This is a genomic window from Paenibacillus sp. J23TS9, from assembly GCF_018403225.1.
Lineage (GTDB): Bacteria > Bacillota > Bacilli > Paenibacillales > Paenibacillaceae > Paenibacillus_AQ.
On the sequence record NZ_BOSG01000001.1, the window covers coordinates 2,116,567 to 2,136,048 of the forward strand.

Below are 19,482 nucleotides of genomic sequence, written 5' to 3' on the forward strand. Positions count from 1 at the left end.
TTAGCTTGAATCAATGGAATTTAACGACATCGTTGACTCTTGTCTAATGCTTTCTTGATTGAACGTTACGTTTGAACCCACTTGATCCAGTCGGACAAGTCCTAGCATACTGAAGTTTGGAAACAGACGCTTAGGCAGCTTGAAATCCACAGTGGAACCCCGTGTGGCCCTAATCCACGCGAACAAAGAAAGAACCCTGAGTAATCAGGGTTCTTTGTCCTTCAGGTATTTATTTTCGCCGTTCCTGTGATTGCTCAGATCAGATATTGGTCGATAGATAAATATGACCTCCGCCTGTGGATCAATCTGCTTGATGATTGCTTTAAAGCGCGGGATATCCAGGATATGAATCTTATACTGCAAATCATTTTGCAACCTATTCATATCCGCATTGCTCTCAGTTGTATTACCGGCGTCCAGACATATTCTCCGTTTTATTTCATACCGGATTCCTTCGGGATTAGAAGCGGTTATCCATACCGTTCTGCGCAATCCATACAACATCAAAGCCGATGTTTCGTATGCTGCCAAACAAGCCAACGCTGAGTACATGGTTCTCTCCCATCCCATCAAGATACCCGCAGAAACCAGAACCGCCCCATGACATATCAGCAGCAGATATTCCATCGGAACAGCCTGACTGGAAAGCATGATGGCCGGCGGCCGTACATGATCATACTTTTCCAACCCAAGTGAATCCAGAAGTCCGCCTGACTTAACGGCCAATCCGGCTCCGACTCCCAAGCATAGGCCGCCACCCAAAGCCGCAATGACAGGTTCCCCACTTACTCCAGGCAGCGGGGCAAGCAGAAATGCTGATCCCGAGAAGGATAGCAGCCCAGGCAGCACTTTCATAACTACAGGTCTGTGCCCAAGGAATGCATAGAGCAGCAGTAGCGGAAGATTGAATACAAACAGGAGAACCCCAAAATGCTTTTCAGTATGAAAGGACACCATCGCCGAGATTCCCGTTATGCCTCCTGCTATGAGCTCATGTGGATGCAAAAACAATTCCAACCCAATGGAAGCCGCGATTCTTCCCATAATGGACGGAAGAGCCGTCATTTTTCTAACGCTGTGATTCGGATTACGCCATTTCATTGGCATACGGTATATATTTTCATATGATTCATAACCTTCCCTCCTTCTGATTTCTGAATGGAAGTATCATGAGTAAAATAATCAAAGCATCTCTTCTTTGTGTACGCGCCCGTCTTTAAATTTGAATACCCTATTCAACAGCGTGTATATCGACTTGGATTGCTTTGTCAGAAGCGGCCCGAGAATGGCCAAAATCAGCACGTAGACCGCCGAGAAAGGTTGGAGAATATCCAGCAAACCACCATCCTTCCCCAAATTGGCCATAATAATGGAAAACTCCCCTCTCGACACAATCGTAAGTCCTATATTCGCAGAAGCTTTCGGAGACAAAGATGCCGTCCGTCCGGCAAGCATACCTGCGCTAAAATTTCCGATCAAGGTTACGATAACCGCTGCCAACGCCAGCCAAATTGCACTGCCGCCAAGTGACATGGGATCAATGGATAAACCGAAACTGAAGAAAAAGACGGCTCCAAAGAAATCACGAAACGGCATGATCAAATGTTCGATCCGTTTGGCATGCTCTGTCTCCGCCAGCACCAGTCCGACTAGCAGCGCGCCAATCGCTTCAGCGACATGGATCGTCTCAGAGAATCCGGCAATCAGAAATAATGAACCGAAAATAACTAGTGCAAACAGCTCATTGGATCTGATGCGCAGCCATTTGTTCAGCAAAGGAACAGCTTTCCGTCCGATAATAATGACTGCCAGCATGAATCCGAGTGACACGAGCGCCGATAACAGCACACCGCCGATCGAACTAGAATCGCTCAGCACAAAGCCGGACAGAATGGATATATAAACGGCGAGGAAGACATCCTCGAACATGATAATTCCGAGTATCATTTCGGTCTCTGGGTTCGCCGTCCGTTTCAAATCCACCAGAACCTTTGCCACAATTGCGCTTGAGGAAATGGTTGTAATGCCCGCAATGATCAATGCTTCCGCAACCGGAAAGCCGTTGAGAAATCCGAGCAGCAGACCGAGCGTAAAATTAATCCCTATATAGATCGACCCGCCTACTGCAATATTTCGTCCTGACTTGATCAGCCTTCCTACTGAGAATTCCAGCCCCAGATAGAACAGCAGGAACAAGACGCCAATTCTGCCCATAAAGTCGATGAATGGGGCACTGTCGATAAACCGGAAATCAAAATGCCATAGCTCCATCGCATGCGGCCCTACAGCCATCCCGATTAATATATAAAATGGTATCACCGAGAACCGAAGCTTCGCCGAGATCAGTCCTCCCAGTGCAATGAGTCCAAGCGCCAATCCAATTTCAAATACCAGATGCTCCATCCTTTCACCCGCTTCCGTTCATTAAAATTTGTTTGAAACGTTTTTGCTGATCCCTCTCGCCCACTGCCACAACCGTCGCTTCCGCGTTCAAAATGCAGTCAGAGCCGGGGTTTACTTGTTTTCCATTCTTTTTATCCATAAGCGCAATAACCGATGCTCCTGAATTTTGGCGGATATTGAGCTCGCCGATGGACTTTCCTATGCATGCGAAGTGCGGATCAATCCTATACCATTCAATCGTAAGTTCGTCAAAAGCCATCTCCACACTTTCCAGCTGCTTCGGCTTATAGACCATCCCCCCGACAAGCGCTGCAAGCTGCCTTGCTTCCTGATCCTCCAATGTCACCATGGATATGCTTTGCTCATCATCTTCATGGGAAAAATGATAGAACTCCCGTCTACCGTCATCATGTATGACAATAACAATCCGGTCGCCACTGGCTGCATCAATCTGATATTTCATACCGATCCCAGGTAAAATAGATTCACGAATGTTCATGAAAAATAGCCTCCTGAATGTTTCAATTTTTATATTAGTGAATTTAATCACATATGGATGGGTTGTTGTAATCATGCTGTTGAGATTATTTTTTTGGATTTAAATAAGCATTTTTGGGTATGAGAAATAAACCATTCCTACAATGGGAATCGTTTTCTGAAGGGCGGATTAAACTAAATAACTCGAGGTGAATTTGATCGGCAAAAGAAGCAGATATTTTTTACGGATGAGTATGATAGGAATAAACGGTAACCGGGGTTTAGGCAGGCGCAGCAACAGCAGTAGCGGCATCACGAAGAGAAGCGGCAGCGCCGAAGCCAGCATGATCAGTCTTTGCAGAAAAGACGGGGTTTTACGAGCGAGCGGTTTACTTTGCGGGTCCATCCGGCTGTGCACCGTCTCGGTTTCACTGCTGTAGGGAGAGGCTACTTCCTCTTCAAAGGAAATGGGAAAGGATAACATCTGGATACATCCGAGCACAACAATAAGCAGCATACGCAATCTTTTTGTCAGTGTCGTCATCCCATCCCTCCCTCTTGTGAAAATTTCATATATATTGATTTTAACATAAATAGCATAACGGTTTCAAACTGTTTAGTGCATATGAAAATAAAAACAACCCTGATCTCAGGGTTATTTTTATTTATGAGATTTCACTTCAATTTAAGCGTGGAATTCCTGTCCGTCCCGAACCTCCTGCACGTAGCCTGCCCGGATGACGAAATCACCAAAATGCTCGCCCGTCTCCCGTTCAGTACCATATCGTGCAATGATGGGCCCAAGAGAATCCAATATCTCGGCTTCACCAATATTTTCTTTGAACAGTCTATTCAGCCGGTTGCCTGCAAATCCCCCGCCCAAATACATGTTATACTTGCCCGGCGCTTTACCGATAAACGCAAGCTCAGCCAGCATAGGACGGGCGCAGCCGTTCGGACAGCCTGTCATACGGATGACGATGTCCTTCTCTTGCAGCCCTGCTTTTTCGAGCATCGGCTCGATTTTATCCAGCAGAGAAGGCAAATAACGTTCCGACTCAGCCATGGCAAGTCCGCAGGTTGGAAGGGACACACACGCCATCGAATTACGTCTTAAGGAAGAATAATGTGCTCCATCGGTCAAATGATATTGTTCAATCAGGGATTCGATCTTTTTCTTTTTCTGCGGGCTGATATTGGCGATGATCAGGTTCTGGTTAGGCGTCAAGCGGAAGTCACCCGTATGTTCTTTCGCAATTTCACGAAGCCCAGTCATCAGCTCATATCCCTCTTCGTCCTTCACACGGCCGCTTTGGATAAACAAAGTAAAATGCCACTTTCCATTGCTGCCCTTCACCCAGCCGTAACGGTCACCATTATCATGGAATTGGAAAGGTCTGGGTTCTTCAAGTTTCCACCCGAGACGCAGGGTAAGCTCATCGGTGAACCAGCCGATTCCACGGTCATCGATCGTGTATTTAAAGCGGGCATGCTTGCGGACAGCACGGTCCCCGTAATCACGCTGAATCGTAACGGTTTTCTCGGCAACATCAATCATCTGCTCCGGTGTACAAAAACCGATTACTTTTGAAACCTGAGGATAGGTTTTCGGATCTCCGTGTGTCATCCCCATTCCGCCTCCGACGGAAACATTGAATCCTGCCAGACGTCCATTTTCCACGATCGCGATGAAGCCGAGATCTTGGGAATACACATCAACATCATTGGAGGGGGGAACGGCAATACCGATTTTAAATTTGCGGGGCAGGTAGACGCGACCGTAGATCGGTTCCTGCTCTTCCCCGTCATTTTCACTTGATGCTACCTTTTCCCCATCCAGCCAAATCTCATGATAAGCCGTAGTCTTGGGGTCGAGATGTTCACTCACACGGCAAGCCCAATCATACACCTCGGTATGAATTTCCGATTGATGCGGGTTGGGATTACACATGACATTACGGTTCACGTCTCCGCAGGCGGCGAGCGTAGTTAACAAAGCTTCATTTACTTCACGGATCGTATTTTTGAGATTCCATTTGAGTACACCATGCAGTTGGAAAGATTGCCGTGTCGTCAATCGGATTGTACCATTGGCATAATGATGGGCTATACGGTCCATCATCAGCCATTGCTCCGGCGTAACCACACCTCCGGATGCACGGACTCTGAGCATAAACTGGTAAGCAGGCTCCAGCTTTTGTTTTTGACGCTCATTGCGCAGATCACGGTCATCCTGCATATAGCTGCCATGATGCTTCATCAGGCGGTTATCATCTTCCGGAATCGAGCCGGTTATTGGATCTTTTAATGTATCCGTCAGGCTTCCGCGCAAATAATTGCTTCGGATCTTTATCTCCTCAACATCGCTATGCGGGGCACTGTTTTTCGACAACAGATTATTCTCAGACATTTCGTACTTCTCCTCTCGCTACCTAAGGATTCCGCAGGCTCAATAAACATCCCGCTGATAACGCTTCTCCTGCTGCATTTGAAGTAAATACTCCGTCGCTGCTTCCGGACTCAAGCCGCCCTCCTGCTCAAGAATGGCTGCAAGTGTGGCATGAACGTCATGGGCCATTTTCTTCTCATCGCCGCATACGTAGACACAAGCACCTTCCTGAAGCCATTCATAGAGCTCACGGCTCTGTTCAAGCATCCGGTGCTGCACATATACTTTTTTGTCCGTATCTCTGGAGAATGCGACATCCATGCGGGAGAGTACCCCATCTTTAAGCCAGCGCTGCCACTCGGTCTGATACAGGAAATCCGTAGAGAAATGCTGGTCACCATAGAAAAGCCATGTTTTCCCTTCGGCTCCGCTCTCTTCTCTATCACCCAAAAAAGCTCTGAACGGTGCAACACCTGTGCCTGGTCCGATCATGATAATCGGTGTGTCCGGGTTAACCGGAAGCTTGAAGTTTGGATTATGCTGTATGTACACCGGCAGGGAGTCACCCGATTGCAGTCTCTCTGCCAGCTGTACGGAGCAAACGCCATAACGGTCTCTTCCATAGGCATCGTAACGTACTGAACGAACAGTGACATGGACTTCATCCGGAAAAGCCTTCGAGCTGCTGGCGATGGAGTACAGCCGGGCTGGAAGCTTACGCAGAATATCGGCAAAACTTTGTGCTGGTATGCCTTTCAGCGAATAGTCCTGCACAAGATCGAGCAGATCTCTTTCTTCGATATATCCTCTGAGCTCCTGCTCATGTCCGGCTTCGAGAAGCTCATTGAGCTGCGGGTTAGAAGATATTTCGGCAGCCTTCAAGAGAAGCGGCTTGGTCAGAACGGAAATTTCATAATGCTTCAGAAGCGCTTCCCTGAGCAGCAACATATCTCCATGCTTATTAACCGTAATGGACTCATCCGGATTCCAATCCATCGCACTGATCAGATCATCCACCAAATTCGGGTGGTTCTCAGGATAGATCCCCAGGCTGTCACCCGGTTCATATTGCAATCCTGAGCCTTCCAATGATATTTCAACATGACGGGTTTCACGATCGGAGCCGCGTCCGTTCAAATTCAAATTCTCCAAAATTTCCGCTTGAAAAGGATTGGTTCTTGAATAATCGGATTCTCCTTCACTTGGAGAAATGACTGCAGCCTGGGAACCGGAATTGCCCGCGGAATTCCCTTCATTAAGTGCTTGCAGCACGCTGTTCATCCACTCGGCAGCCGGTTCATCAAAATCCACATCGCAATCCATACGCGGAACGAGCCTTTTGCCACCCAGCTCTTCCAGACGCTTATCAAAATCTTTGCCTGTTTGGCAGAAGAATTCATAAGATGTGTCACCCAGTGCCAATACGGAGAAAGACATCCCCTCCAGCTGGGGAGCGCGTTTGCCATGCAGGAATTCAAAGAAGGAAATGGCATTATCAGGTGGTTCACCTTCACCATGCGTACTCACAAGAATCAGAAGATTTTGAACCTTTTTCAGGCTGTTAGGCTTAAAATCACTCATTGAGGAAACCGTAACCTGTGCTCCCTGATCCATCAGTTTTTTGGATATCTTCTTGGCGAGCCCGCTGCAGTTACCTGTCTGCGAACCAAAAAGAATGGTTACTTCCCTGGATCCAGTGGCTTCTGATACAGCAGCATTCCCTGCGTTTGCCTGTACCGGTATTGCCGTTCCTGCAGAACTGTGCAGAGCAGCCAAGTATCCGCTGAGCCAGCTTGCTTGCACTCCGGTAAGTGTCGGCAGCAGACGATTCAACACTTCTGCCTGCTCTTGATTAAAAGGACTGTTTGTTACTTGAAGCTCCAACCCCATCCACCTCACGTTGACATGCTTTTTTTATAATTCCGACTAAAACTATCCACTTAATATTATACTTTCTTGAATCTATCACAGCATGCGTATGAGGTCAACGAAGAATTTTCAGCATTTTACCAGAAATTCAGGTCTATGGAATAACAAAAAACCGCGCTACTGCGCGGGTTACCGGTTGTTTTATTACATTAAAGTGCTATTCCTGTGATGCGTTAGATTCCATTTTAAAAAACTTACCGCAGGCGGCTATCCGGATCCTGAGACATCAACCATTTTGAAGCTTTTCTTCATTAAAAATAAACATAACAAAAAAAGCAGCCAAAACCCATGTTTTGACTGCTTCTATCCCATATTCATTAATATCCGTTTATCGGATCACCGAGCAGGCAATCCGGGCGCCTGAATTACCGGATGGATCTGTAACGTAGTCGTCGGCTTTTTCATGAATCATAAGCGAGGTACCGCCAGATTTCAGCAATGAATTGGCTGCATCCTTTTGAAGCGTAACTGATTTGCTCTCCAAATCTGCGATTACCGTTCCATCTGCTTTCACATGAATGTTGAGCAGATCACCTGCATGATAACCCTTCGGATTCTTGAATCCATGCTGTTTGCCTTGCGGGTTAAAATGAGCTCCTGCGGACGTGAAATCCGGTGGATCACATTTGCCGGTTTCATGGAAGTGAATGCCATGCTCACCCGGAGGCAGGTTCTTTGCTTCGATATGAATTTGGACGGCGTCGGTCTTTTGCGTCAATACTGCAGTGCCCACCTCAACTCCTTTAGAGTCGATAATGGTTGTTTTTACTTGCTGTTCCTCTGACTTCGCCCATACGGATGGACTCATTGGTGCAGCCCCGAATACCAAAGTGCTGAGCACGCTCAGGCAGATCGCTTGTTTTTTCATTATGCTGATTCTTCCTCCTGTAGATGTTTTCGGTTCCTCTACACAGGGTTGCCCTATTTGCGGAAAAAGATAACATTAAGCATCAGCAAAAATGTTGTTATACCAGATTCACGCCTTTGCGTTCTCTTGCTTGTTCACTTGCTCCTGCGGAAGGATGCGAAACAGCAATATGTACAAAGCCGCACTGAGCAGCGTGCATAAAAATATAATTCCGAATACGAAAGTCGGCGCAAGCCAGGAAGATAATAGCACGGTCATCGGAGCCAGAAAACGTCCCAAGGAATATTGTAGGTTGGATGCCCCCATGTACTGACCTCTGGCATGCACCGGAGCGTATTTGCTGACAAAGCTTTCCGTGACCGGAGAACGTGAAATCTCGCCGATCGTCATGATGATGATGAACAGGAACAGCAGCCATACATGGGTCGTCAAGCCGATCAAAAACATCCCAAGACCGAACAATACCGAGGAAATTATGAACACGTTGCGGTCGCTCGTATGCTCGAACAGCTTCGTAACCGGAAGTACGCCGACGACGAACAAAAGACCGTTAATGCCAAGCATCCATCCAAAGATATCCGTGCTGCTGAGCGAATAGGTCCAGTGCGCGAATGCCAGCAGGGATTGTGCCGGTACGTATTCCTTCACATAGGTGGCAAGATACATGTCCAGCTGCATAAAGGCAATCGTAACCAAAATCCCCGCAGCAATATATATGGCAAAAGCCTTGTCCTTGAAAATGACGCCATAGTTGGTAAATTGCTCTTTAACAAGTTGGGATATTGTCCCCGGCTTGCTCAGCTCTTGTGGACGATGCGGAAGCGTTTCCCGGATCTTCCACAGAATGATCAGAAAATACAGCAGCGTGACGACCGTGCAGGTCCACAGCAGCTCTGGTCGGTGGTGAATGAAAAAAATGGAGCCCAGAGCCGGTCCGAAAACAGCGCCGATATTTCGGCCAGTCACAAACGTCGCGAATACGAGTCTGCGATCCTTCTCTGCCGTCACATCCGCTACCATGGCCGAGCTTGCTGGAGAAAAGATAGAGCCGCCGAGTCCGATTCCGATATACGCGAAGTAATCGAGCCAATGATTCGAAGACATAGCGAACAGTCCGAACATCAGGGATTGAATCAGGTAGCCCGCGAGCATGGGTGGGCGCCTGCCGTAACGGTCGGACAGAAAGCCTCCAAGCAGATTGGCGAAAATGCCGACAAGAGGCGGAACGGCCATGAGCATGCTGGCCACGGATTTCCCGAATACCCCGCTGAAATACAGTGTCATAAAGGGAAAGTACATCCAGAACAGCATGTTGAACAGTGAATCCCCGATCAGCCTAATTTTGAGATTGAGATCCCATTTCAACCAGTACATGAAAAATAGTCCTCCTGATTAAATTTGCAAACCATCTTTGCAACGCGCGAGATGTTGGGAAAAAAGGAAGGATTTCTAATATACCATATATTTTCAAATTCACAAGAAATATTTAGCGAAAGTTTACCCAAATAAAAAGACCCGGCTCTTTGGATGGAGCCCGGTCTGCTGCGATATCTTCGGCATGCATTTTCCCAAAAATGACTTACAGCGTTTTGCTTAGAATTTCTCCAGGCAACCCACCGATTTCGCAAACCGGAACATTTATCACAGCGGATAAACGTAATTTCATCTATGATCATTTCAGCGCTGATTCAGCGCTGATTCGAAATAACCTTCCACCCGGATTTTTCATGGCGCACATCATCTGATCATTTATCCATAAAAAACAGCCTGCAAAACCCGATTATCAGGCTGCAGACTGTATTTTGCACATACGGATTACCCGATTTCCGGAATGTGAATTTCGACTTCTTTCTTGGTTTGGGCTGAACGCAATATGCCGTCCAGAATAGCCTGGTTGCGGAGTATCTGCTCACCTGGAATCGGCGCAGGACCTCCCTCGCGAAGCGCGCGGGCAAAATCCTTGATTTTCTCTTCAAACACGCTGAGCTTATGATCGATCAAAGGAATAATACTTTCCGTGTGATGTCCTTGAATGTCATGAAAAATGGATACGGAGCCGACGTTGCCGTCCCATACGCCGCTCCATGGGCCTTTCCCTGCCGGAACAACCTTCATGCCTGCATCCGTTCCGAGGAACATGGTTGATCCAAGCGTATCCATGTGCATTGCCCAAGAGGTTTTGAAGTTAAGCACCAGGTCGCCTTCAAAACGGATCATCGCAACACCGAAGTCCTCCACATCAAATTGATCCGCTTGCGGATGATATTTCGGATTGGTACCAAAGTGATTAGAAGTATAGGCCGAAACGGTCAGCGGCTTTGGATAGCCCAGCGTATTCAAGGCCAAATCCAGTGAGTAGCACCCAATGTCGGCCATCGCACCTGCACCCGCGATATCCTGGCGGATAAAGGTTCCTCCAGGCATGCCACGGCGGCGTCCTCCGCCTGTTTCCACGTAATACACTTTTCCAAGCTGGCCTTTCTGAACCAGATCCTTGATGAGGCCCATATTCGGGTCATATCGCGGCTGAAAACCAATATTGAGAATTTTACCCGTCTGCTTCGAAATTTGCACCATATCAACAGCCTGCTCCAGTGTAACAGACATCGGCTTTTCCACCATTACGTTTTTACCCGCAAGCAAAGAATCGATCGTAGTATGATGATGCGCTACGTTTGGCGTACAGATGCTTACGCCATCCAGCTCCATTTCCAGCAGCTTGTTGTGGTCGTCAAAACCTTTGGCCTGCTGCAAATCCCACCGCTCAATAAATTGGTCTGCCCGGCCCGGAAAAATATCGGCAACACCGACAATTTCAACATCCTCTATATTCTTATAAGCCCGGGCATGCTCGCCCGCAATTCCGCCACTTCCAATAATTCCTATTCGCAATGTCTTTCTCACGTGATTGCCATCCTCCTATACGTTTGCATTCATACTCCGGTATTCGGTGGGTGTCATACCTATTCTTTTCCGGAACACGGTATGCAGGTAACTGCCGCTGGAGAACCCTTCCAAACTAGCAATCGTATCAATCGACTCTTTGCTTTCTAACAGCCTGCGACGTACCGCCTTCAATCGGATATCCTCTAGAATCTCACTGAAAGACCGTCCGTCGCCAAGTTCTTTGATAATACGCTGCAGCTGTCTTGTACTGATATGCAGCTTATCCGCTACATCATCGAGGATCACTTCTCCAGCAGAGTTTGCCTGTATGTACTCCAAAGCGAGCTGATAACGGTAGGCTTTCATATCCCGGGAAGGCAGTAGCGCCTCCATCGGCTCCGATTCGTAGGCTCTGACAGCGCGAAGCAATATCTGGATCACACTGTGCTTGATCGTTGTGTACAGCCCCGCGTATTTCATTTGCGAAGCTTGATAAGCTTCGAGAAAAAAAGGCATCGCCCGATGCATATCCATCACCGGCTTTAGGGGAAGCCGTGTCAGCTTCTCCATACAGTCATGCGCTTCGGCCAGCTCCCAAGGATCTGCTCCCTGACGGGGGGATCTGCCTTTATTCTCTTTGTCTGCCAGATTAACGATATCGACATGCAGGCATAGCTCATCCATTGATTCCTGTGCATCGGCTTCCTGATAATGCATCACATCCGGTCCGGTCAAATAGAGCATGCCTTCTCTTAGAGAGAATGGATCGTCTTCCAGAATGACCATCCCTTTGCCTCGTGGAATAAAATGAAATTCATACTCGGCATGCTTATGAAAAGAAACCATTTTTCCGGGAGGAAACGTTATCAAATGAAACCTTAACACCCGAATCTCATAATTCCCCCAATATACCTTCAAATCGAGTCGTTCCAAAGCGTCTTGACGCTCCATCATCACTTCATACGGAAAGTTGTTCATCATGCAGCACATTCCTTGATTCCATATTTTAAGTATATGTCAGGCTTTAAGCCTGCAGATCAGATAGGCGTACTCCGCGATGTTCACGCGCCGATTGATTGGCTGCTTCCATCAGTTTCGTCAGTTCTACAGCAAAGGCCAAATTCTCGTCGGCATTCGTATCCTCTTGGATATGGCCAATCCACTGCTGAAATGCGCTTTCCCGCGCTTCTGCAACCGGAAGCTCAACCCAATCGTTCTTAAATTCTTCTTTGCGAGTGGTCCGGATCAGCAGTTTCTCATTCGGTGTACCGTATAAAATGGTGCCGTCTGTTCCATGAACTTCAATGCAGAATGGGGAGAAGTTGTTAACAAAGCCTGCTTCTACGATTCCGACGGCTCCGGATGGCGTTGAGAGCGTGGCTACTGCATTATCCTCAACCTCTTTGCCGGTAACATATCCGAATTCCGCGTTCACCTCTACAGGCTCCTGCTGCAGGAACAGCCTAGTCAGATACATTGGATGACAGCCAAGGTCAATAAGGGCTCCGCCCAGGCAATCCTCAAGACTGTAGAAATGCTCCGGCAGCCAGCCCGCAGTTGCCCCGTTATGAGACAAACGGACACGAACCAGGGTCACCTTTCCAAGAAGCTCCTGATCCAGAATATCCCGGATCGCAAGAGTATAGCCGTCATTCAGTCTTGGCAGTGATACGGTCAGCTTTACCTTATTTTCGTTTACCGCATGCAGAATTTCGTTCACTTCCTGCAGCGTTGGCGCAAGTACCTTCTCTGTAAAAATATGCTTGCCTGCCGCTGCTGCCTTCAGGATCACTTCACGGTGCATCCGGGTTGGCGCATCCACAATAACCGCATCAATATCATCCTGCGCCAGCATCTCATCCAGTGATGCATAGAACGTTACGCCTTGTTTATCGGCTGCTTCTTTTCCCCGTTCCGGATTTTCATCCCATACTGCAACGATTTCAGCTTCCGGATGCTCCTGTGCTTGTTTTGTATAATCCCATGCGTGAACATGCCAATAGCTAATTTTTCCGATTCTTATCATTTTCAGCCACCTCAATATTTAATATTATGACATCATGCCATTAATCTATCACAGGAAAAGGCGTTTATACAGTGTAACATTACGACAAAAGACTTTAATTTTACGACATTCCGAATAAATTAAGGAAAGAGAAAAAACTCACTCTCTCTTTTTAAAAAGGGTGAGCTTTTTCCTATTCGTCTCTATTCAAAATATACGGTTTTCCCGGTACGGGCGGATTCATAGATCGCTTCTAATACCTCGGTCACGACCAGCGCCTGTTCAGGCAGCACCATCGGTTCGGTATCATTCAAGATGCTGTCGATCCAAAGTCTGCATTCTCTGGCTGCCTGGCCTTCCGATTTCCCGTCAAAATAAGCGACTCCACCTGTGTTCAGCTCTGGCTGCTTGGTATACAGATGACCCAGCTCTTCGCCGTTAATCCGCAGCCCATCACGCATATCCGCACCCGCTTCGGTACCGCACAGCGTCGCCTTCGCCTCTCCCACATCGAGCGTATTAAGCGCCCAGCTGGATTCCAGCGTCACAGTTGCACCATTTTCCATCGTAATGAAGCCAAATGCTGAATCTTCGACTTTGAACTGTTCTGGATCCCAAGGTCCAAATGCGTTTGCGGCATCTTTTTTGCTGCCCAGCTTGTGATAAACAGTACCTACAACGCTCTTCACTTTGTAGTTGTTCATCAGCCACAGGGTCAGGTCCAGTGCGTGAGTACCAATATCGATCAGAGGTCCGCCACCCTGCTCTTCTTCGTTCAAAAACACGCCCCAAGTCGGTACCGCACGTCTGCGAATGGCATGAGCTTTGGCAAAATAAATATCGCCAAGATCGCCACGCTCACAAACTTTCTTAAGCAGCAGGGAATCCGGACGGTAGCGGTTGTCATAGCCAATGGTCAGCTTTTTGCCGGTCCGTTTGGCAGCATCCAGCATAGCTCTTGCTTCCTCGGAGGTTTTGGCCATCGGTTTCTCGCACATGACATGTTTACCGGCCTCCAGTGCGGCAATGGTAATGAAGGAATGGGATTTGTTTGGTGTGCATACATGAATCAGATCGATGCTCTCATCCTTCAGCAGCTCCTGATAATCTGTATAAATAGCAATGTCTTCCTTGCCGATTTTCTTCGCGGACTCAATCGCCCGTTCTTCAATAATGTCGCAGAATGCCACCAGTTCGACGTTTTTCTGCGCATTCAAATTCGGAATATGCTTGCCGTTTGCGATTCCGCCGCAGCCAATAATGCCTACACGCAATGTTCTTTGTACTTGTTCAGCCATTTTATAAAGTCATCTCCTTGATATCATTATTTATAATATTTGTCGAAGGTATTTGAGACTGGCACCGATGCTTTCCAGCTGGGGAATCTCGTATTCCTCCTGCTCTACCGTGTACCACTCTACCCCGTAACGCTTGCCAGCCGCAGTAATCGATTGGAAATCCATGATACCAGAACCGATCTCTGTGTTCCGTTTGTCCTGCTCACTCTTCATGTCCTTGATGTGCAGAATACGACAGCGTTCTTTCAATGTCTCAATCCAGTCCACAGAGCGGAAGCCGGCATGTTCTGCCCAATATGTATCCAATTCCAGAAATAGATGATCGGGCTGCGTATGGTTCGCAAGCAGTTCCAGGCCGGTGAACCCGTCAAACTTCTGAAACTCGATTCCGTGATTATGATATCCGAAACGAATGCCATGTTCCTTGCACCGCTCCCCAATCCTATCAAACGTTTCAGCTGTACGCTTGTAGCTGTCAGCGCTTTCACGCATCTCCTCAGGAAGACCCGGGCAAATAATATAGGGGCTGCCGATCTCAAGCGAGTATTCAATGGTATGATCGAGCTGAAGCAATAGATCGGATATACCGATATGACTCCCCGCGGCCCGCAGTCCAATTGAATCCAATGATTTTTTCAATTCCGCCGCAGATGTCCCGAAATACCCGGCGAATTCAACGCCGTCATATCCGATCTCTGCCACCTTTTTCAGCGTACCCAAGAAATCTGTGCTTGTCAGTTCTTTAATGGAATACAGCTGAAGCGCTATATTTTCCATATATAAGCCTCCTCCTGTGTAACAAGTAAAGTAAGAATACCAAAATCGCCGAATAAGTAATACAATGAACCTATCCGAAAATATTAAATATTTGTCATGGTGAAAATGAGGTGCTGAAATGATGCTTGAGCCGTATTTTGAATCCAACCGGTCTGCTGCCGGATCCATCCACTTTCCTTACGAAAGCATGATCCACTACTCCAGTAAGGAATCACGCTGCATTGTACGTCCGCACTGGCATATTTATATCGAAATCCTATATTTCTTATCCGGTAAAGCCAAGGTCTTTCTAGGAGGAGAATGCCATGTTGTCGGCAAAGGCGATCTCATTCTGATCCATTCGCATGAGACGCATTCTATCTACTCCATGGGTGAGGAAATCTCCTATATTGTCGTCAAGTTTGATCCTGAGATTCTGTACTCCACTTCACGGACGATTCTTGAATCCAAATACATACTGCCCTTTACGCTCGCTGATTCCAACGGACAGAGGGTCTTTACCGAAGCGGAAATCAATGATACTCCCATACCGGCTCTGATCAGAGAAATATATGATGAATTCAGCTCCAAAGGCTTCGGATTCGAGCTTGCTGTTCGTACGCTGATCTGCCGTGTTTTTTTATGGTTTTTGCGTAAGACCCATAACCAGCATTGGAGCTGGGAGGTGGCCCATTCGCTGAATGACAGCGACTACCAGATGCTGCAGAAAGTATTTGAATACATTGACTACAACTACATGAATGATATCAACGCCCAGACGGCAGCCGGCCTGTGCAATATGAGCTACAGTTATTTTTCCAGAAAATTCAAATCGATCATGGGCAAGACATTCACCAACTATTTAAGTTATATCCGAATCACCGAAGCGGAAAAGCTCCTGCTAACGACAGAAATGAGCATGACAGATATTGCTCTTGAGGTTGGATTTTCAAGCTCCAGCTACTTCATTCAGCAGTTCAGGCAGTATAAGAATATCTCTCCACACCAGTTCCGCAAAAAAGGAAAAGCCTGATACTTGTCGTATCAGGCTTCCCATGTTATTTATTGAGATGAAACGGAAACGTTGAGATGACCACATTCTTCTGATTAAACAAGTATGCCCGCAGGAGCAGACTGGTCTGGTTATGGAGAATATGCTGCCACCAATGCTTCGTAATAAACTGCGGGATCAGAACCGTGATATGGTCTGTCGCAGAGGTTTTCCATTCCACTGTATTGATGAACTTCATGAGTGGACGTATTACGCTGCGATAGCTGGAACGGAGCACGATCAGCCGTACGCCTGGATTCCAATCATCCCACTTCTTCTCCATCCGTTCAATTTCTTCATCATTAAATCCTACATAGACGGCAACGACGTTATCCGTAACTGATTTGGCATATCCTATCGACTGCTTTACCACCTGGGTGATCCCTGCGATCGGAACCACAATGGTGTTTCCTTTAATAACAGGCTTATCTCGAATCACGTCAATACGCAGCTGTTCCGCTGTATTCCGGTAATGCCGCTCGGTCTGATAAAAGATGTAGATAACGATCGGAAGGAATATAAATACCATCCAGATATGCGTGAATTTCGTAAATACAAAGATCAGCGCAATCGTTAGTGTAGTCAGCATGCCGATCGTGTTGATGATAAATTTGATTTCCCAGCCGGATGGCCTAAGCTTCGTCCAGCGGATCATCATTCCCAGCTGTGACAATGTAAAAGGAATAAATACACCCAGCGCATACAGGGGTATCAAATTTTCCGTATTACCTTGAAACACAATAACGAGCAGCGCCGACAGAACGCCCAGATTAATGATGCCATTCGAAAAACCGAGACGGTCTCCCCGTACCATAAACATCCGGGGCATAAATTTGTCTTTGGCCAGCATAAAAGCAAGCAGCGGAAAAGCCGAGTATGCCGTATTGGCTGCCAAAAACAAAATGAGTGCCGTAATGCCTTGAATAATGTAGTAAATCACTCCCCTGCCGAAAGTGGCGTTGGCAATCTGGGAAACGACCGTTTCTTTCGGATTCGGAGCAACTCCGTACCAATAAGCCAGCAGGCTGATTCCGATAAACATGGCACCGAGAATCGTACCCATCATGATCAGTGTCCTTGCCGCATTTTTCTCTGAGGGCTGCTTGAAGTTCGGAATCGCGTTTGATACAGCCTCCACCCCGGTTAATGCCGAACAGCCGGAACTGAAAGCTTTGAGCAGCAGGAACAGACTAACATTGGATACCGTGGTACCAAGCGCTGGGGCAGCCGCATGAATGCCTCCGAACGCATATTTGATAACCCCTGATATGATCAATACAAAGATGGAGATGACGAACAAGTATACCGGAATGGCGAGCACAGAGGCCGATTCCGTGACTCCCCTAAGATTCATGATCGTAAGGAAGAGAATCATGACCAGTGCAATGAGAACCCGGTGATCATGGAGCGACGGAAAGGCCGATGTAATGGCATCCGTACCCGCAGAGGAACTGACCGCAACCGTCAGAATATAGTCAACCAGCAGGGAGCCGCCAGCCAGCAGGCCAACCGGAACGCCTAAATTCGTTTTGGCGACAATATAAGCACCGCCCCCGCTTGGATAGGCAAAGATGGTTTGGCGGTAAGATAAAATTAATATGAATAACAGTCCCAGAACTGCGATGGATATGGGAATCGAATACCAGACCGCGGCAAAGCCGGCTGCCATCAGCACAATCAGAATTTGCTCCGTTCCGTAAGCCACTGAGGAAAGCGCATCTGAGGAGAGCACGGCAAGTGCCTTCAGCTTCGTTAACTTTTCGCCTTCGATTTCTCCGCTTTTCATCGGCCGGCCAATCAGCACCCGCTTAAACTTATTCACCATCGAAAAGTTCCTCTCTTAGTAAAAATCATCCTATTTGCGTTTAAGCGGTGCATTCTGTTTTAAGTTTCCTTAATTTATTTTTTTTAAACACTGTTTTGTATGAATAAACAGATGATAATATTAAATTTTCGGCAAAAAAATAACCATTCTCTCTCTAGGGAGTATGGTTATTTTCAAACTCGATATATAAAAAACTGCCGGGAAGTCCCGACAGTTTCTTTCCGTTATTTCACATGAACTCGTTTGATGAACAGTGCACTCACAAAACCGATCAAAGCGACAATCATTCCGAACATAAATGCATCTTGAACACCTGTCGTCAAAGCATCCAGCATATTCGGGTTCGCCGCATGGCTCATATATCGCGTCTGCCCTGCTGTCATAATGCTGACCGCAACCGCGGTACCAATCGCACCGGCAACCTGCTGCAAAGTGTTCATGATGGCCGTTCCATCCGGATAATACTGCTGCGGAAGCTGATTCAAACCATTGGTTTGCGCTGGCATCATAATCATCGAGATTCCGATCATCAGACAGGTATGAAGTACAATGACTAGAAAAATCGCTGAAGTCGGAGTGACACTGGCGAAGAACCAAAGCATCACTGCAGCCACCAGGAAGCCGGGAAATACCAGCCATCTTGGTCCGTACTTATCAAAAAGACGCCCCATAATCGGTGACATGATACCGTTGATAATTCCACCCGGAAGCATAATCAGACCTGCATAAAATGCTGTTTTGCCGAATCCTCTCTGCAGGAACATCGGCAGTACTAACATGGACGATAGAATAATCATCATACTGATGAATACCATCAGGACACCGAGTGTAAACATTGGATATTTGAATGCCCGCAAATTGATCATCGGCTGTTTCATCCGCAGTTGACGAAGAGCAAACAGCATAAGTGCTACCACACCAACAGCAAGGGCCACGATAACCTTGGTGCTTGACCAGCCTCCGCTTCCTTCACCTGCACTGCTGAAGCCGTACACAATACCGCCAAAACCTAGTGAAGACAATAGGATGGATAAAAAATCAATTTTCGGTTTCGTAATCTTCGAGACATTCTGCATAAAGAAGATACCGCAGACCAGTGACAATACCAGGAATGGCAGCGACAGCCAGAAGATCCAGTGCCAGCTTAAATGCTCGATAAGCAGTCCGGCAATGGTTGGTCCGATCGCCGGTGCAAACATAATTACCAAACCGATAATACCCATGGCAGCTCCCCTTTTTTCAGGAGGGAAAATCACCAGGATGGTATTGAACATCAAGGGCAGCATAATACCTGTACCGATAGCCTGAACGACGCGTGCGAGCATCAGCATCTCAAAATTCGGTGCAAGCGCCGCAATCAGTGTACCCAAAATGGAAAAGATGATCGCTGTGACGAAAAGCTGTCTCGTCGTAAACCATTGTAAAAGCAGACCTGAGACAGGTACAAGAATACCGAGAGTAAGCAGGTACCCCGTCGTCAGCCACTGCACGGTAGCAGGTTCAATATGCAGCAATGTCATTAAATCACTTAATGCGACATTCAGCGCTGTTTCACTGAACATCCCAATGAATCCGCTGATCAACAGCGCAATCAT

The 19,482-nt window shown here is 47.2% G+C and carries 16 protein-coding genes; 1 reads left to right on the forward strand and 15 read right to left on the reverse strand.

Annotated features, from left to right (window positions below; genetic code table 11):
- Positions 1-204: 204 nt before the first annotated feature.
- From KJS65_RS09970 to KJS65_RS10030, 13 genes are all read right to left on the reverse strand, one after another.
- Positions 205-1,107: a YitT family protein gene (locus tag KJS65_RS09970; RefSeq protein ID WP_213649684.1), complete on the reverse strand. Its 903-nt coding sequence runs from the start codon at positions 1,105-1,107 to the stop codon at positions 205-207.
- Between the two features lie 75 nt (positions 1,108-1,182).
- The gene (locus tag KJS65_RS09975; RefSeq protein ID WP_213649685.1) at positions 1,183-2,403 is read right to left on the reverse strand and encodes a cation:proton antiporter; all 1,221 of its coding nucleotides are present in this window, start codon (positions 2,401-2,403) and stop codon (positions 1,183-1,185) included.
- 4 nt (positions 2,404-2,407) lie between these two features.
- Positions 2,408-2,902 (reverse strand): cation:proton antiporter regulatory subunit, encoded by a 495-nt coding sequence (locus KJS65_RS09980; RefSeq protein WP_213649686.1) that lies wholly within the window; start codon positions 2,900-2,902, stop codon positions 2,408-2,410.
- Between the two features lie 168 nt (positions 2,903-3,070).
- A complete protein-coding gene (locus KJS65_RS09985; protein WP_213649687.1) occupies positions 3,071-3,424 on the reverse strand; it encodes a hypothetical protein in 354 nt (117 codons plus the stop codon).
- 141 nt (positions 3,425-3,565) lie between these two features.
- Complete coding sequence (gene cysI / locus KJS65_RS09990) at positions 3,566-5,290, reverse strand: assimilatory sulfite reductase (NADPH) hemoprotein subunit (protein ID WP_213649688.1); 1,725 nt, start codon at positions 5,288-5,290, stop codon at positions 3,566-3,568.
- A gap of 39 nt (positions 5,291-5,329) precedes the next feature.
- Positions 5,330-7,153: an assimilatory sulfite reductase (NADPH) flavoprotein subunit gene (locus tag KJS65_RS09995; protein WP_213649689.1), complete on the reverse strand. Its 1,824-nt coding sequence runs from the start codon at positions 7,151-7,153 to the stop codon at positions 5,330-5,332.
- Between the two features lie 373 nt (positions 7,154-7,526).
- Complete coding sequence (locus tag KJS65_RS10000) at positions 7,527-8,066, reverse strand: superoxide dismutase family protein (RefSeq protein ID WP_136605109.1); 540 nt, start codon at positions 8,064-8,066, stop codon at positions 7,527-7,529.
- 108 nt (positions 8,067-8,174) lie between these two features.
- Complete coding sequence (locus KJS65_RS10005) at positions 8,175-9,440, reverse strand: MDR family MFS transporter (RefSeq protein ID WP_136605108.1); 1,266 nt, start codon at positions 9,438-9,440, stop codon at positions 8,175-8,177.
- Between the two features lie 441 nt (positions 9,441-9,881).
- Positions 9,882-10,970, reverse strand: a complete 1,089-nt coding sequence (locus KJS65_RS10010) for a Gfo/Idh/MocA family protein (protein ID WP_213649690.1) — start codon at positions 10,968-10,970, stop codon at positions 9,882-9,884.
- Positions 10,971-10,985: 15 nt separating this feature from the next.
- The gene (locus KJS65_RS10015) at positions 10,986-11,933 is read right to left on the reverse strand and encodes an AraC family transcriptional regulator (RefSeq protein ID WP_213649691.1); all 948 of its coding nucleotides are present in this window, start codon (positions 11,931-11,933) and stop codon (positions 10,986-10,988) included.
- A gap of 43 nt (positions 11,934-11,976) precedes the next feature.
- Positions 11,977-12,978 (reverse strand): Gfo/Idh/MocA family protein, encoded by a 1,002-nt coding sequence (locus KJS65_RS10020; RefSeq protein ID WP_213649692.1) that lies wholly within the window; start codon positions 12,976-12,978, stop codon positions 11,977-11,979.
- A 182-nt stretch (positions 12,979-13,160) separates the two neighbouring features.
- The gene (locus KJS65_RS10025; protein ID WP_213649693.1) at positions 13,161-14,255 is read right to left on the reverse strand and encodes a Gfo/Idh/MocA family protein; all 1,095 of its coding nucleotides are present in this window, start codon (positions 14,253-14,255) and stop codon (positions 13,161-13,163) included.
- Positions 14,256-14,285: 30 nt separating this feature from the next.
- Entirely contained in the window at positions 14,286-15,032 is a 747-nt protein-coding gene (locus KJS65_RS10030; RefSeq protein ID WP_213649694.1) for a sugar phosphate isomerase/epimerase family protein, read from the reverse strand.
- Positions 15,033-15,150: 118 nt separating this feature from the next.
- Between KJS65_RS10030 and KJS65_RS10035 the strand changes: the two genes are divergently transcribed.
- Positions 15,151-16,044 carry an AraC family transcriptional regulator gene (locus tag KJS65_RS10035; RefSeq protein ID WP_136605101.1) on the forward strand — a complete coding sequence of 298 codons (894 nt, stop codon included), beginning with the start codon at positions 15,151-15,153 and terminating at the stop codon, positions 16,042-16,044.
- A gap of 25 nt (positions 16,045-16,069) precedes the next feature.
- Here KJS65_RS10035 and KJS65_RS10040 read toward each other — a convergent pair whose 3' ends face one another.
- Together KJS65_RS10040 and KJS65_RS10045 are read right to left on the reverse strand one after the other, a co-directional pair.
- The gene (locus tag KJS65_RS10040) at positions 16,070-17,887 is read right to left on the reverse strand and encodes an APC family permease (protein WP_213649695.1); all 1,818 of its coding nucleotides are present in this window, start codon (positions 17,885-17,887) and stop codon (positions 16,070-16,072) included.
- 224 nt (positions 17,888-18,111) lie between these two features.
- Positions 18,112-19,482, reverse strand: coding sequence for a DHA2 family efflux MFS transporter permease subunit (locus tag KJS65_RS10045; RefSeq protein WP_213650736.1), 1,371 nt, complete (start codon positions 19,480-19,482; stop codon positions 18,112-18,114).